The organism is Salmonella sp. SAL04162 (assembly GCF_046551535.1).
In the GTDB taxonomy this organism is placed as follows: Bacteria; Pseudomonadota; Gammaproteobacteria; order Enterobacterales; family Enterobacteriaceae; genus Salmonella; species Salmonella enterica.
Window position 1 is genome coordinate 225,461 of record NZ_JBGDVX010000005.1, and the last position, 14,511, is coordinate 239,971.

Genomic DNA, 14,511 nt, shown 5'->3' on the forward strand with positions numbered 1-14,511 from the left:
GTCGGCTATGTATTTTTGTCTGATAATACGCTATCGACAGGTAATCTGAGCTGTCTGCAAAAGAACATAATATCTTGCATTCGGAACGAATAATCTTGTTTTGCTGGTAATCTCCACGGTTGTACAACACTGACGCTCGCTTTATTTTATCCTGGTTATCTTTTTAAACCTGACAGAGGTTATTATGTATCAGCGCTGTTTTGACTCCGCCGCGGAGACGATTTTTGAACAGGACAAGACCCCTCGATTTTCACGTTTTGTCATTAGCGATGATCCAAACTGGGAGTCTGGCCATCATATGCATGATAATGAAACAGAGCTTATTTACGTCAAAAAAGGGATAGCCAGGTTAATTATTGACTCTTCACTCTACGTCGCGCATGCGGACGATATTGTCGTCGTTGAGCGGGGGCGGCTACACGCTGTAGCATCCGACAGCAATTCGCCGGCTACCACCTATACCTGTGCGCTGTATGGGTTTTGTTTTCCAGGTTGGGAAGAAAACCAACTATTGCAGAGTCATTCCTGTCCGGTGGTTTCCGTGGTTCAGGGAAAAGAGGTCATTAAAAGTATCTTTAATGAATTAAGCGTGTTACTTCCGCAGGGGAAAAACGTATTGGCTTCCTCTGTATACGATGCATTTGCTTACACTCTGACCGCACTTTACTATGAAAATTTTAAAAATGCCTATCGTTCTGAACAAGGCTACATTAAAAAAGATGTATTAATTAAGGATGTGCTTGTTTATCTCAATAATAATTATCGTGAAAAAATCACGCTTGACCAGCTATCGAAAAAATTTCGTGCCAGCGTCAGTTATATATGCCATGAATTTGCCAAAGAATATCATATATCCCCTATCAACTATGTTATTCAACGACGTATGACCGAGGCCAAGTTTGCGCTGACAAACACTGAGTCGCCACTGGCAGAAATTTCATGGCGGGTAGGATATGAAAATGTGGACCATTTTGCCAAATTGTTTATGCGGCATGTAGGATGTTCTCCCAACGATTATCGTAAGCAATTTAAAAATAGTCTGGTTGAGCAGGCGTATTTGCTGCCAAATACCTGACGGCGAAATTTATCTGATTTATTCGGCCTGATGCCGTAAAGCAGCCAGGCCGAATAAGACGTTCCGGTACGATCCTTACTTGTTCTGATAGTCTTTCAGAATCTGGCGTCCTGCCACATAGATCATAATTTCATCCGTGCCGCCACCGATACGTTCGCAGCGAACATCGCGCCAGAAGCGGGAGACACGGGCTTCGTCAGTATAACCAAGCCCACCCATAATCTGAATCGCATCGTCAATCACTTCCATCGCTGTGCGTGCGCAGTACAGCTTAGCCAGCGCGGCGCTGGTACGCAGTGACTCTTCCCGATCGGCCTGCCAGGCGACTTTCAACACCATATTGCGCATGTTTTCGATTTTGATGGCCATTAACGCCAGCTTTTCCTGGATCATCTGGTTATGGCCGATGGGTTTACCAAAGGCGATACGCTGGTTGGCGTAACGGGCGGCATCTTCAAATGCGCATTCGGCGAAACCTGTACTGCGCGCCGCATTAATCAAACGCTCCATCTCAAAATTGTACATGACATTGAGGAAACCCATGCCTTCTTCACCGACCCGGTCGCTTTCGTCAACCTCGACATTATCGAGATAAACTTCGCATGTACTCAACATGTGCCAGCCAATTTTATGCAGCGGATTAATCTTTATGCCCGGTTTATTTGAGTCCACCCACCAAAGCGTGAACGCTTTTTTAGGATCTTTTGGCTCCGTATCGCGCGCCAGAACCAGCATGTAAGGATATTCTTTTGCACCGGTGATAAACGTTTTTTGGCCGTTAAGATAAACCTTACCGTTTTTACGCGTCCAGGTTGTTGTGGCGCTATTATTATCAGATCCCGCGCCAGGTTCTGTTAAGGCGAGCGCATATGCTGGATCGCCGGTGGCCAGAGTGCTTTCTGCTGTTTTACGCAGTTGTTCTGCGGAACCAAAACGGCGCATACTGTGAATGCATTGGCCGTTGGTAATCAAAAAGGCCGGAGCGCCGCATTTTGAGATTTCCATCAGCGCCAGCATTTGCGTTACATAGTCAGCCGGAATGCCGCCAAATTCTTCCGGGACGCCCAGCATCGAAATACCGTTTTCCGCCAGCGCCTGCATAAATTCTCTGGGATAGGTGCCCGTTTGATCGCAGGTACGGAAATACTCTTCCGGAAAATTGCTGGTGATTAACTCGCGAATACTGGCCAGTAATAGTTCTTGTTCTTCAGTTAATGAAAAATCCATATTTGTACTCCTTTTAATGTGTTGCGTCAGGAAGCGTGAATCCCATAGTGCTATCGGCAAATAATCTTGTGTCCATCAGTTTTAAATCTGGTGAGATAACCGGTGAAAAATCCATCTTGTCAAGAATATCCCGCTGCAGATCGACGCCAGGCGCAATTTCAATTAAATGCAGGCCATCTTGTTTGAGAGTGAAAACCGCACGTTCAGTGATGTAACGCACGTCTAACCCGCGCTCAAGCGCAATTTTTCCACTGAACGTAATTTCCGGCAGTTCGCTGACGAATTTTTTCACGCGACCTTCCTGGAGAATATTTAATTTGCCATCGGTAATTTCAGTTTTTAAACTTCCGGCCGTCAGAGTTCCGCAGAAGATAATTTTTTGCGACGTTGCGCTAATATCGATAAACCCGCCGGTGCCCATAATTTTTCCGTTGAATTTATGTACACCGACATTACCGTGTTGATCCACTTCGGCAAAACTTAAATAGCAGACATCGAGCCCACCGCCGTGATAAAAATCAAATTGTGAGGTCATATCGAGGATCGCGCGGGTATTGACATTGGCGCCGAAGGCCACGCCCTGAGAGGTAATACCGCCCACCGGGCCGGTTTCTACGGTCAGCACGAAGTCATCGGCGCAGCCTTCCTCGCGAGCGACCAGACCAATACCGTCGGCAATGCCTACGCCCACATTGCCTACCGCGCCTTTACGCATTTCAAACAGCGCGCGTCGGGCTACCAGCTTGCGCTGATTAAGGGGCAGGGTAAGCTGGGTACTATCATCAAGAGTGAAATCCCCGGAGATAAATCGGTTTACCGGCGCGCCGCCATAGAGTTGCGTCTGGTCGGCATCGACAACCACAATATCCACCAGATAGCCGGGAATACGCACGGATTTTGGATGCAGCGTGGCTTTTTTTACCATTTTCTGCACCTGCATCATTACAATACCGCCATTATTGTGAACGGCCTGGGCGATCACCAGCGCATCAAGATACATCACCTCATCTTCAAATGATGCATAGCCTTCGCTGTCGCAGGTGGTGGCGCGGATAAAAGCCACATTAGGCGCTATCGCTTTATAATAGAGATATTCTTTATTATCGATCTCTACCAGCTTAATGAGATCTTCTTTAGTCACGTCGTTTAATTTTCCGCCCTGTTGGCGAGGGTCGACAAAGGTACCAATACCGATATCGCTCAGAATACCCGGCTGGTGTGCGGCGCTGGCGCGCAGCGTCTGGGTTAATACGCCTTGTGGGTAGTTATAGGCGGCGATTTTATTTTGTTCAGCCAGTTCAGAAATACGGGGAGATTGCCCCCAATGTCCGCATAGCGCCCATTTTACCAATCCCTCCTGCGCCAGCGGGCTGATGCCGCGATCGGCGCGGTCACCTAATCCGGTAGGGCTAATAATAGATAAATCTCGTGGTGACTGGGTTGTTTGATATTTATCTGCCAGTGCGGTAATTAATGTTGTCGCTTCGAGAATACCGCCGCCAGCGCCCAGAATACATAAAGTGGCCTCATCTGGAATATAATTTACTGCTTCTTGTGCAGAGAGCACGGGAACGCGGCCATTAATGCGTGATGGCTTATTGATTTTCATATTTACTCCACTATTATCCCTGAAAGCAATATCGATATAACCGTGTTAAGGTAATAAAGACAGCGGCTTTCAATGAATATGGAACATATTCATATCAGATAACTATTTATTTTATTGTGGCAGAAAGAGAATATTCCGCCACACGATAAAGTATTACGCTTGGTGCAATATAGTTAATACGGTACGCAGATCGGCTACCGATATTTGTCCCGGCGCAGATGCTTTTTTCACCGCGCCAAACGTTGCTGCAGAACCGAACACTTCGCCGGCAAGACGAGATATTACCCCGGTTTTCGACATCGACATGGTAATAATCGGACGATCCGCATAGCGCTCCTGCATTTCTACAGTGGCGGTAAGTAAGGTCAGGACATCGGCTTTAGTCTGTGGCATGACGGCGATCTTCGGAATATCGGCGCCCAGTTCCTGCATTTTACGCAGACGCTGAACAATCTCTTCCGCTGCGGGCGTTTTATGAAAATCATGGTTAGACATGATCACCGCAACATTGTGTTGATGAGCATAGCCGACGGTGGCTTTCACCTCATCGTCGCCGGTAAAAAGCTCAAGATCGATCATATCGACCAGACCGCTATCAACCGCTGCACGATTCAGAGCGATATACTGTCCGGTGGTTAGCGCCTGCTCGCCGCCTTCTTTCGCGCTGCGGAAGGTAAATAGCAAGGGTTTATCAGTAATAATCTCCCGGATGGCGCCGGCGGCCTCAAGTACGCTTTCCGTCGTCGTCACGTTGGCAAAATAGTCAACGCGCCACTCCAGAATATCGAAATCCGCTTCACGGTAGGCGAGTGCTTCCGATTTCACATCGGTAATGGTTTTTCCCATTAGCGACACAATGATCTTTGGCGCGCCTTCGCCAACCACGAGATCTCTTACAGTTACGGTTTTCATTTGGTACCCTTCATTGTCATTCGTCGCAATTATAATTTTACCGGTCAGGCTGTGAATCCCATCACCTGCTTCACATAGTCCAATGGAAATGCTTTTCCTGTCCACAGTTCAAACTGTTCGGCTCCTTGCCATAACAACATGCCGTAACCATCAATTGTTTTGCAACCAGCTTGTTGCGCCTGCTGCAATAACTTTGTCATATGCGGATTATAAACACATTCGGTGACCAGCAATTCAGGCCGGAGCAGGGAAACATCGCCGATCAGGGATTCGTTCTCCAATGGTTTCATGCCAACTTTGGTGCCGTTCGTCAGAATATCTGCGCTGGCAAGCGCTTCAGTAAAAGCGTGCTGATCGGCAAGATCGGTGACGGTAACGACACAATCAGTGTTTTCATTCACCCGCTTCGCAAAGGCAACCGCTTTTTCGAAAAAGTCATCTTTACGGTTAAACAGTTTAATTTCCTTAATGCCTTCAATGGCTGCCTGGGCGCCAATGGCGGTAGCCGCGCCTCCCGCGCCGAGCAGCACCATGGTTTTTCCCCGAATATCGAAACCGCTTTCTTTAATTGCCCGAATATGGCCCGTACCATCCGTGTTGTAGCCGCGTAGATAGCCGTCATCGTTAACAATGGTGTTGATAGCGCCAACCAGTTTTGCTGCTGGCGTTAATTCATCGACATACTCACACGCGAGCTGTTTGTTTGGCATGGAGACGCCCGTACCGCGCATTTTTAATGCTTTCAGTCCTTCAATAGCGCTGGCAAACGTCGTGTTATCCACTTCGAAAGCCATATAGGTATACGGTAGCCCCGCTTTTTCTAACGCTTTGTTTTGCATTTCGGGCGATAAGCTATGACGGATAGGATACGCCATAAGACCAATTAATTCATATTTTGCGGTAACATCCATTTTATACTCCTTAATAAGTGGACAGTGCAGAGCAGGGCGCATGCCTGTTGCGCATCGTTAACATTTTTACTGGAAATAACGCTCGCCAAATCGGACATCGTTTTGCGGGATCTTAAATACGCGATAATAGCGAATAAATACAATAATGGCGGTGATAAATGTCAGTAGTGCAAAGGCAAAATCTAACAAAATGATATATTGCAGGCCAATAGTAGAGAGATAACCGGTGATCAGTGGAATAATAAAGTTAGCTACGCCCCCCATCATCATATATATACTGGTGACTTTAGCTTTACTCTTAGGGAAAAATTCCGACATTACCGATACACCTAATTGTAAAATACCTCCAGCAGCGGAAAAACCAATCACGAAGGCGCCAGCATTACAGATCAGTGGAGAGGGATACAGGTAAATTGCCGCAGCGGTGAGTGTCGCCAGCCCGGCATTGAAAACATTGGCCCAGATGGGGCGAACCATTTTTTTCAGCAATGCGGCAAAAATAAACACGCAAACCAACGATCCCATACTGTAATAAGAGATGGTTTTCAGCGCGTCGGATTCCGCCATTCCGGCGAAGGCCATCGCATATTTAGGCATCCAGACCACAATCACATAGAAGGTTGAGAACGCGGCGACGCCAAATAAAACGGAAGCTACGCCTTCCAGCCAGACGAGGGGAGTACTGTTCATCTGGGGTAATTCTTTCGCAATACTGGCATCGACAAGTTGGCTGGGAAAACGGCTTTTCAACAGCATCAACGTGATGAGGACGAAAAGGATACCGGGGATTACCACCGCGTAGCCGTACCAGATATGGTTGACTAACAAGGCGCTGACGATAAGGGGATAAATCATTTGCCCAAAAGAGACCATCGCTTTAACCAGAATAACTGCCGAGCCCGATGCTTTGGGAAAACACTCCATTAATGCAGGGTATCCGCCGGTATCCAGCGCGGAGTTCGCCACGCCGACACACACCGCTAATATGAAAGCGATCATCAGGTTAGGACTGGCGGGAATACCGAAGAAAAACAGCATATATAGTACGGCGCCAAGCAGTATTATTGCCCGACGGCCAAATTTATCGGACAGTACGCCAAAGAATAAAATACTGACCAGACGGCCAAGACCAATGCCAGAGATTAAATAGGCGATACCGGCACTATCCGTGGAGAATTTCTGTGCAAGGGAGGTCATGTTCTGGGCTAGTGTAATAACACTCATGCCGTGGAGAAAGTAACTAAAATAAATGCAGATAACAGCCAGCAAATATGGCATGTTGCGAGCCTTGTTCTGAGACATTTGTTCACAGCTCCTTGCTGATGGTTTGATTCAATGTCCTGCTTATTACTGCTTTACTACATGCAGCGATTGTTCAGTAACACTATAATTCGGTACTGTCGTTATATGTACATAACATGGCGTTTAAAATGCCAGGTTTATTGCATTGATAGCATTTCATTTGTTAGCCAGGAAATATAAAAATTGCTGCGAATTTGTTGTTTAATACATATAACTCGTGATGCTCATCGCAATTTTTCTGATAAGTGTGAAGATAATGAATAATAATTAACACGAAAATTACATTTTTTGTTTCCCGGTGATAATGGCTAACGTTTTATTTTGCATAGCAAGGCAATAATATTGCAGTTGGCACGCTAACATTTATTGCGCAGTTGACGCTGCTTCAGCGTGATGTTGTGATTCAGCCCGACTTCGGTAACCGATGAACAGTGCGAGGAGAAATCCCGCTGCGGCGATACCGGTATCAAACCACATAATATGTGCAATGCTCATTTCTGAAATCCGCGCTGTGATCAACGGAATAGTGAACGTCGCGATACTGCCGGCGCTGTAATAAATGCCGGTCGCTTTACCTTTCTCCTGTGGAAAACGGGCCGCCATCAGCGTCAGGCCGATTTGTACTACGCCACCGGCGGAAGAGAATCCAATGACGAATGCGAAGATCATAACAACATAGGCCTGAGGATGCAGGCAGACCGTCAGAAGCGCAATAAAAGAGATAAAGGTATAAAACATCAATAATGTGGTAGAGCGAATTGTTTTTCTGACCAGCGGGGCGGTTATAAAAACGCAGAGTAGCGAGCCGCAGGTATAAATACTTAACAGTTTGATGGATTGGGTATACGATATTCCTGCGACGAACTGTCCATACTGCGCCAGCCACTGGCTGATAAGGTAAAAGGTTGCCATCGAGATATAGCCATAAAGGGTGTAGCTGATAAGATCGATGAGGGAGCAATGATGTACGCCTGCGACAGGCGCTTGCGAGATTTTGGGTTTCAATATCCGACCTGGATAGGGTGGAAAAGGGCAGCGTAATAAAAACAGAGCATTAATAAGCATGATTGCCCCGGCAAGCAGGAAGGACCAGCCAAACCACATATTAGCCCAGACTAATAAACTGATAATAATGGGCAACAAGAATTGCCCGCCAGAGACAAATGCTTTGATCAGAATATTTGCCGTACTGGGGGAGCGAGGGAAGGCTTCCATCAAACTGGGATAGGTACCTGCATCTAAAAAACTGTTGGCCATACCCGCTAAAAAGCCACAGGCATAAGCGACAAAAATCGTCTGAGCATAAAGAATGCCAATGAAAAAAATCAGGTAACAGGCGGTCCCCAGAATGATAAAAGGACGGCGACCAAAGCGATCGGAAAGCATACCGGCGATTAACAAAACGCTTAGCCGGCCAATACCAAGCGAAGAGATCACAATAGATACGCCTGCGGCACTGGTATGCCATTGCTGTTCAAGCGATGACATGTTCAGGCTCATCAGGATAACCCCCATGCCATGTACAAAGTAATTAAAATACAACCCTACAGCGGTAGGGAAATAACGATTTTTCATATTATCTGACTCAGAGATGCCGCCTGAACGTTACAGTGGTATACACAGGCAGGAAGCATATTGGATAGGGTGACAAGTCAATGTCGTGATTGTGTGGTTTTCTATCCGGTATCAATACGATGCGGCGATAAAGTTTACGTCTAACACAGCCGCTCCAGATCATGTGCGAAAAGTTCGGCAGCAACAGATTGATAAATTTTCCACTCGATAAAATCACCCTCTGTATAAATGGACTGAAAAGAAGATAAATCAGGGAAGTAACGCATTGTATTATTGCCGATCCGGTTATTTATTTTGTCAACAATGGCGTTAATTCGTCGCTGTCTCTTGGCTTTCATTTCCTTTAACCTGGCAATGATTTCTGGAGAGATGGGAGTGTCGCCAGCTTCCCATCGTTGCCAGGTTGCCGAATTATTATCCTGGGTGATATAGATTGTGCATTCTTCAATCGTCATATCAAAAATACGCCGTAGTGCTTGTAGTTCTAACGCGTTCATCATTTTTTAGGCTTTTATATGAAAAAAGTGATGCTATAAATAGCACCACCGACACCGTTTCGACTTGAACAGAATCACACTATTTTGTGCAATATTATTTGTTCGTTGCAGATATCGCGGTGTTGAAGGGAAACGGGAGCTGGCTTATGTAACAATGCAGCGAAAAAAGTTAAAAAAAAAGCCCATCGTAGGAGACGGGCAAAGACTACACACAGCAATTCGTTGTTTCACTCAGGGGATTTCCATGCTTATAAATCAATGTGTTGATTTATAACCGTGTGCTAATAGTAGGCATGAGCACTTTTTGCGTCGATCAGATTCGTCTCAATAGTTTAAAAACTGTAACGGATTTGCGACAGAAATGAGATGCGGCGGGGAACAGACGGGCGAATCAAAATGGGGTGTGCGTTGAATTGATAAACGTCGCTAAAGCATCGGGCGGCAATGCCGCCCGACGGGATTATGACTGCTTGTTGGCTTCCTCGATGTCATCCAGCTCTTCAAGGATCTCCTCTGGTTCATTCGTCGGCGCCGGAACTTCATGTACCCATGCGGAGAACAAACGCCAGGTCACGGCCAGAAGCACCGGTCCAATAAACAGACCAATCATACCGAATGCAATCAGTCCGCCGATTACCCCGGAAAGGATCAGAAGCAGCGGTAAATCGGCGCCCATGCGGATGAGCACCGGGCGAATCACGTTATCCAGCGTGCCGACGACGGCGCTCCAAACCAGCAGCACGGTGCCCCAGGTGGTGTCGCCTGTCCAGTAAAGCCAGATAATGGCTGGAATCAATACCGGCAACGGCCCCAACTGAACCAGACACGAAAGGATCATCACTACCGTCAACAGGGTAGCGTAAGGCACGCCGGAAATCGCCAGCCCGACGCCGCCAAGTACCGCCTGTACCAGCGCGGTGACCACCACGCCAAGCGCCACGGCGCGGATCGCCTGGGCAGCCAGCAGAACCGCCGCATCGCCGCGTTTAGCCGCGAGACGACAGGCAAAATGGCGTATACCCATCGCCACTTGTTCGCCGCGCCAGTAAAGCAGGGCGCTAAACAACAGCATCAGGGCGCAGTGCATCATAAAGCGTCCGATATGCGCCGCCTGACCGACAAACCAGGTCGTGGTTGTGCCGATATAAGGCCGCACTTTCGCCATAATAGCGCTACCGCCCATATCCAGCAGGCTATGCCATCCGGCATACAGTTTGGTGCCAACCAACGGAATATTATTTAACCATGCCAGATCGGGTAGCGTCATATCGCCGCCGGTCACTGCATGGATGAGCGGGCCGCTACCGTCGACAATGCTGTTCACCAGCAAGGCGACGGGAATAACGAAGAGCAGCACTAACAGCAGCGTCATGACCAGTACGGCAAGCGAGCGGCGGCCCCACAATATTTTTTGTAATTTCAGCAAAACGGGCCAGGTCGCGATAACAATCGTACCTGCCCATGCAAACCCCAAAATAAAAGGCTGTACTATCCACAAACAGGCCACAATCATGATGGCTAAAAACAGCACCGATAGCAGCACTTGCGCAATATCCCTGGGCTGACGAACATTTACCATAAATACTTTTCACCTTTGTCTTTGCGCCAGAACGTTGGCGCGACGTGAACATGCAAACCACACCCTATAATGATGAGCAATTTCAGCGGTTTTTAACAGGCCGATTCTGCATGTAATTCTGTTGGGCGCACAGGAAAAAAATGTGATACAACAAATAACGCAACACGCAAACGATTAAGCATCCCTTCCTGTGCGTAGACCGCTCGCGCTCGCCGGGTTGGGCGCCACCGTTCACAACATAGACCGCAGGAAAAGGTCAATATAATGATTCCACAAATTTCTCAGGCACCCGGCGTCGTTCAGCTGGTGCTCAATTTTTTGCAGGCGCTGGAGCAGCAAGGGTTTACGGGCGATACGGCAACCAGCTATGCCGACCGTCTGACAATGTCGACTGATAACAGTATCTACCAGCTTCTTCCCGATGCTGTTGTGTTTCCCCGCTCTACGGCGGATGTCGCGCTTCTTGCCCGTCTGGCGGCGGAGCCGCGCTTTACGTCGCTGATATTTACCCCGCGAGGCGGCGGTACTGGCACGAATGGCCAGGCGCTAAACCAGGGCATTATTGTTGATATGTCCCGCTATATGAACCGCATTATTGAAATTAATCCTGAAGAGGGATGGGTGCGGGTAGAGGCGGGGGTGATAAAAGATCAGCTTAATGAGGCGTTAAAGCCGTATGGCTATTTTTTTGCGCCGGAACTTTCCACCAGTAATCGCGCCACGCTTGGCGGTATGATTAATACCGATGCCTCTGGTCAGGGTTCGCTGGTCTATGGAAAAACGTCAGATCACGTCTTAGGCATACGGGCCGTATTGTTGGGGGGTGATATCCTTGACACACAATCGATGCCCGTAGAGCTTGCCCGGACGTTGGGTGAAAACACGACGACGCCAGGCCGCATCTATCAGACCGTCTATCAGTCCTGCCTGGAAAACCGTCAACTTATCCTCGATAGCTTTCCAAAGCTCAATCGCTTCCTGACAGGCTACGATTTACGCCACGTCTTTAACGATGACATGACCCGCTTCGATCTTACCCGCATCTTAACGGGGTCGGAAGGGACGCTGGCGTTTATTACTGAAGCCCGGCTGGATATTACCCCGATACCCAAAGTCCGCCGTCTGGTGAATGTAAAATACGACTCCTTTGATTCCGCGCTGCGTAACGCCCCTTTTATGGTTGATGCGCGCGCCTTATCCGTCGAGACGGTCGATTCCAAAGTCCTTAACCTCGCGCGGGAAGATATTGTCTGGCACTCCGTTAGCGAATTGATTACCGATGTGCCGGATAAAGAGATGCTTGGCCTGAATATCGTGGAATTCGCGGGTGACGATGAAGCGCTTATTGACGGGCAGGTCGAGGCGCTGTGCCACCGGCTGGATGGCCTGATGGCGCGTGCGGAAGCGGGCGTGATCGGCTGGCAACTTTGTACCGATTTGACGGGTATTGAGCGTATTTACGCGATGCGTAAAAAAGCGGTAGGGCTGCTGGGTAATGCGAAAGGCGCTGCCAAACCGATTCCTTTTGCGGAAGATACCTGCGTGCCGCCTGAACATCTGGCCGATTACATCGCCGAATTTCGCGCCCTGCTGGATGGCCATGGCTTAAGTTACGGCATGTTCGGCCACGTGGATGCCGGGGTGCTGCATGTGCGTCCGGCGCTGGATATGTGCGATCCGCAGCAGGAACTGCTGATGAAACAGATCTCCGATGAGGTCGTCGCACTGACTGCCAGATACGGCGGGCTGTTGTGGGGCGAGCATGGAAAAGGTTTTCGTGCGGAATACAGCCCGGCCTTTTTCGGCGAAGTCCTGTATGGCGAGCTGCGCAAAATAAAAGCGGCTTTTGATCCGCATAATCGACTTAACCCGGGTAAAATCTGTCCGCCGCAGGGGATAGAGGCGCCGATGATGAAGGTGGATGCGGTAAAACGCGGCACCTGGGATCGGCAAATCCCGCTGGCGGTGCGGCAGACCTGGCGCGGCGCTATGGAGTGTAATGGTAACGGCCTGTGCTTTAATTTCGATGCGAAAAGCCCAATGTGCCCGTCGATGAAAATTAGCCTTAACCGGATCCACTCGCCGAAAGGGCGGGCGACGCTGGTGCGGGAATGGCTCCGACTATTGGCCGATCGCGGCATCGATCCGTTGAAGCTGGAAAAGGAGCTGCCGGAAAAACGCGCCAGCTTACGCACGCTGATTGCCCGCACCCGGAATAGTTGGCACAAACGCAAAGGCGAGTATGACTTTTCCCATGAAGTTAAAGAGGCCATGTCCGGCTGTCTGGCATGTAAAGCCTGTACGACCCAGTGTCCGATTAAAATCGATGTTCCGGAGTTTCGTTCACGTTTCTTACAGCTTTACCATACGCGTTATCTGCGTCCGGTACGCGATCATCTGGTGGCGACGGTCGAGACCTACGCGCCGCTGATGGCGCGTGCGCCAAAGACCTTTAACTTTTTTATTAACCAACCGGTGGTTCGTAATCTGGCGAAAAAACATATCGGTATGGTGGATTTACCTCTGCTTTCTGCCCCTTCATTGCAACAGCAACTGGTGGGCCATCCGTCCGCTAATATGACGCTTGAGCAACTGGAGCGCATGAGCGCCGAGCAAAAAGCGAAAACGGTACTGGTGGTTCAGGACCCGTTTACCAGCTACTACGACGCCCGGGTCGTGGCGGACTTTATCCGCCTGGCGGAAAAACTGGGCAGGAGGCCGGTATTGTTACCGTTCTCGCCGAATGGCAAGGCGCAGCATATTAAAGGTTTTCTTAATCGCTTTGCGAAAACGGCGAAAAGAACCTCTGAGTTCCTTAATCGGATCGCCGCGTTGGGGATGCCGATGGTGGGCGTCGATCCGGCGCTGGTACTGTGTTATCGCGACGAATACAAACTGGCGCTGGGCGAACAGCGCGGCGATTTTCATGTGTTGCTGGTGAATGAATGGCTGGCGCAGGAAATAAATGCAAGACTGTCCGTCGAGGTGAGCGGCGAACCGTGGTACTTTTTTGGTCATTGTACGGAAGTCACGGCGTTACCCGGCGCGCCTGCGCAGTGGGCCGCCATCTTTGCCCATTTTGGCGCGAAGCTGGAAAATGTCAGCGTAGGCTGCTGCGGTATGGCGGGCACTTATGGACATGAACTCACCAATCATAAAAATTCGCTGGGAATTTATGAGCTATCCTGGCATCAGGCGATGCAACGTCTACCGCGAAACCGTTGCCTGGCAACCGGCTATTCCTGCCGAAGCCAGGTTAAACGCATTGAAGGTACGGGCGTGCGTCACCCGTTGCAGGCATTACTGGAGATTATAGGTTGATCTGGAAACGTGAAGTGACCCTCGATGCGCTTAATGCGATGGGGGAAGGGAATATGGTTGGCCTGCTTGATATCCGCTTTGAGCATATTGGGGACGATACGCTGGAAGCGACAATGCCCGTCGATCATCGCACCAAACAGCCGTTCGGCTTGCTGCATGGCGGAGCGTCTGTGGTGCTGGCGGAAAGTATCGGCTCGGTCGCAGGCTATCTGTGTACGCAGGGGGAGCAAAAGGTGGTGGGGCTGGAGGTGAATGCCAACCATGTACGGTCGGCGCGTCAGGGGCGCGTACGAGGCGTCTGTAAAGCGTTGCATACCGGGGCTCGCCATCAGGTCTGGCAGATAGAGATCTTTGATGAACAGGGACGTCTGTGCTGTTCTTCGCGCCTTACTACGGCGATTGTGTGACGTTGTCACCATAAAAGTGTGATGCATATTGCTTTTGGTCAAAATGTGCGCAGAAAAAGGTGATATACTGTGCACGTTTACACATAAGCGAGGATG

At 49.2% G+C, this 14,511-nt stretch carries 11 protein-coding genes and 1 other RNA gene; 3 read left to right on the forward strand and 9 right to left on the reverse strand.

Annotation, left to right across the window (positions count from 1 at the left end; translation table 11 throughout):
- Positions 1 to 184 precede the first annotated feature (184 nt).
- Complete coding sequence (locus tag ACLJRH_RS12280) at positions 185 to 1,075, forward strand: AraC family transcriptional regulator (RefSeq protein ID WP_000284832.1); 891 nt, start codon at positions 185 to 187, stop codon at positions 1,073 to 1,075.
- A 75-nt stretch (positions 1,076 to 1,150) separates the two neighbouring features.
- Here the strand turns inward: ACLJRH_RS12280 and ACLJRH_RS12285 are convergent, their stop codons facing one another.
- From ACLJRH_RS12285 to ydiK, 9 genes are all read right to left on the reverse strand, one after another.
- Positions 1,151 to 2,302 carry an acyl-CoA dehydrogenase gene (locus ACLJRH_RS12285; RefSeq protein ID WP_000347824.1) on the reverse strand — a complete coding sequence of 384 codons (1,152 nt, stop codon included), beginning with the start codon at positions 2,300 to 2,302 and terminating at the stop codon, positions 1,151 to 1,153.
- Between the two features lie 13 nt (positions 2,303 to 2,315).
- On the reverse strand, positions 2,316 to 3,911 hold the full coding sequence (locus tag ACLJRH_RS12290) for an acyl CoA:acetate/3-ketoacid CoA transferase (protein WP_001527696.1): 1,596 nt from the start codon (positions 3,909 to 3,911) through the stop codon (positions 2,316 to 2,318).
- A 153-nt stretch (positions 3,912 to 4,064) separates the two neighbouring features.
- A complete protein-coding gene (gene aroD / locus ACLJRH_RS12295) occupies positions 4,065 to 4,823 on the reverse strand; it encodes a type I 3-dehydroquinate dehydratase (protein WP_001527848.1) in 759 nt (252 codons plus the stop codon).
- 44 nt (positions 4,824 to 4,867) lie between these two features.
- Entirely contained in the window at positions 4,868 to 5,734 is an 867-nt protein-coding gene (gene ydiB, locus ACLJRH_RS12300) for a quinate/shikimate dehydrogenase (protein WP_000383488.1), read from the reverse strand.
- 66 nt (positions 5,735 to 5,800) lie between these two features.
- Positions 5,801 to 7,036, reverse strand: coding sequence for an MFS transporter (locus ACLJRH_RS12305; protein ID WP_000081209.1), 1,236 nt, complete (start codon positions 7,034 to 7,036; stop codon positions 5,801 to 5,803).
- A 363-nt stretch (positions 7,037 to 7,399) separates the two neighbouring features.
- A complete protein-coding gene (locus ACLJRH_RS12310; protein ID WP_023136889.1) occupies positions 7,400 to 8,611 on the reverse strand; it encodes an MFS transporter in 1,212 nt (403 codons plus the stop codon).
- Between the two features lie 140 nt (positions 8,612 to 8,751).
- Entirely contained in the window at positions 8,752 to 9,111 is a 360-nt protein-coding gene (locus ACLJRH_RS12315; RefSeq protein WP_000980454.1) for a YdiL family protein, read from the reverse strand.
- 167 nt (positions 9,112 to 9,278) lie between these two features.
- Positions 9,279 to 9,386: antisense sRNA RprA (gene rprA / locus ACLJRH_RS12320), an RNA gene on the reverse strand.
- Positions 9,387 to 9,568: 182 nt separating this feature from the next.
- Positions 9,569 to 10,687, reverse strand: a complete 1,119-nt coding sequence (gene ydiK, locus ACLJRH_RS12325; RefSeq protein WP_023136890.1) for an AI-2E family transporter YdiK — start codon at positions 10,685 to 10,687, stop codon at positions 9,569 to 9,571.
- A gap of 264 nt (positions 10,688 to 10,951) precedes the next feature.
- Here ydiK and ACLJRH_RS12330 point away from each other — a divergent pair, with 264 nt between their 5' ends.
- Both ACLJRH_RS12330 and menI read left to right on the forward strand, forming a co-directional pair.
- Complete coding sequence (locus tag ACLJRH_RS12330; RefSeq protein ID WP_023136891.1) at positions 10,952 to 14,008, forward strand: FAD-binding and (Fe-S)-binding domain-containing protein; 3,057 nt, start codon at positions 10,952 to 10,954, stop codon at positions 14,006 to 14,008.
- Entirely contained in the window at positions 14,005 to 14,415 is a 411-nt protein-coding gene (gene menI / locus ACLJRH_RS12335) for a 1,4-dihydroxy-2-naphthoyl-CoA hydrolase (RefSeq protein WP_000637926.1), read from the forward strand. The genes ACLJRH_RS12330 and menI overlap by 4 nt, the downstream gene beginning before the upstream one ends.
- Positions 14,416 to 14,511: the final 96 nt, after the last annotated feature.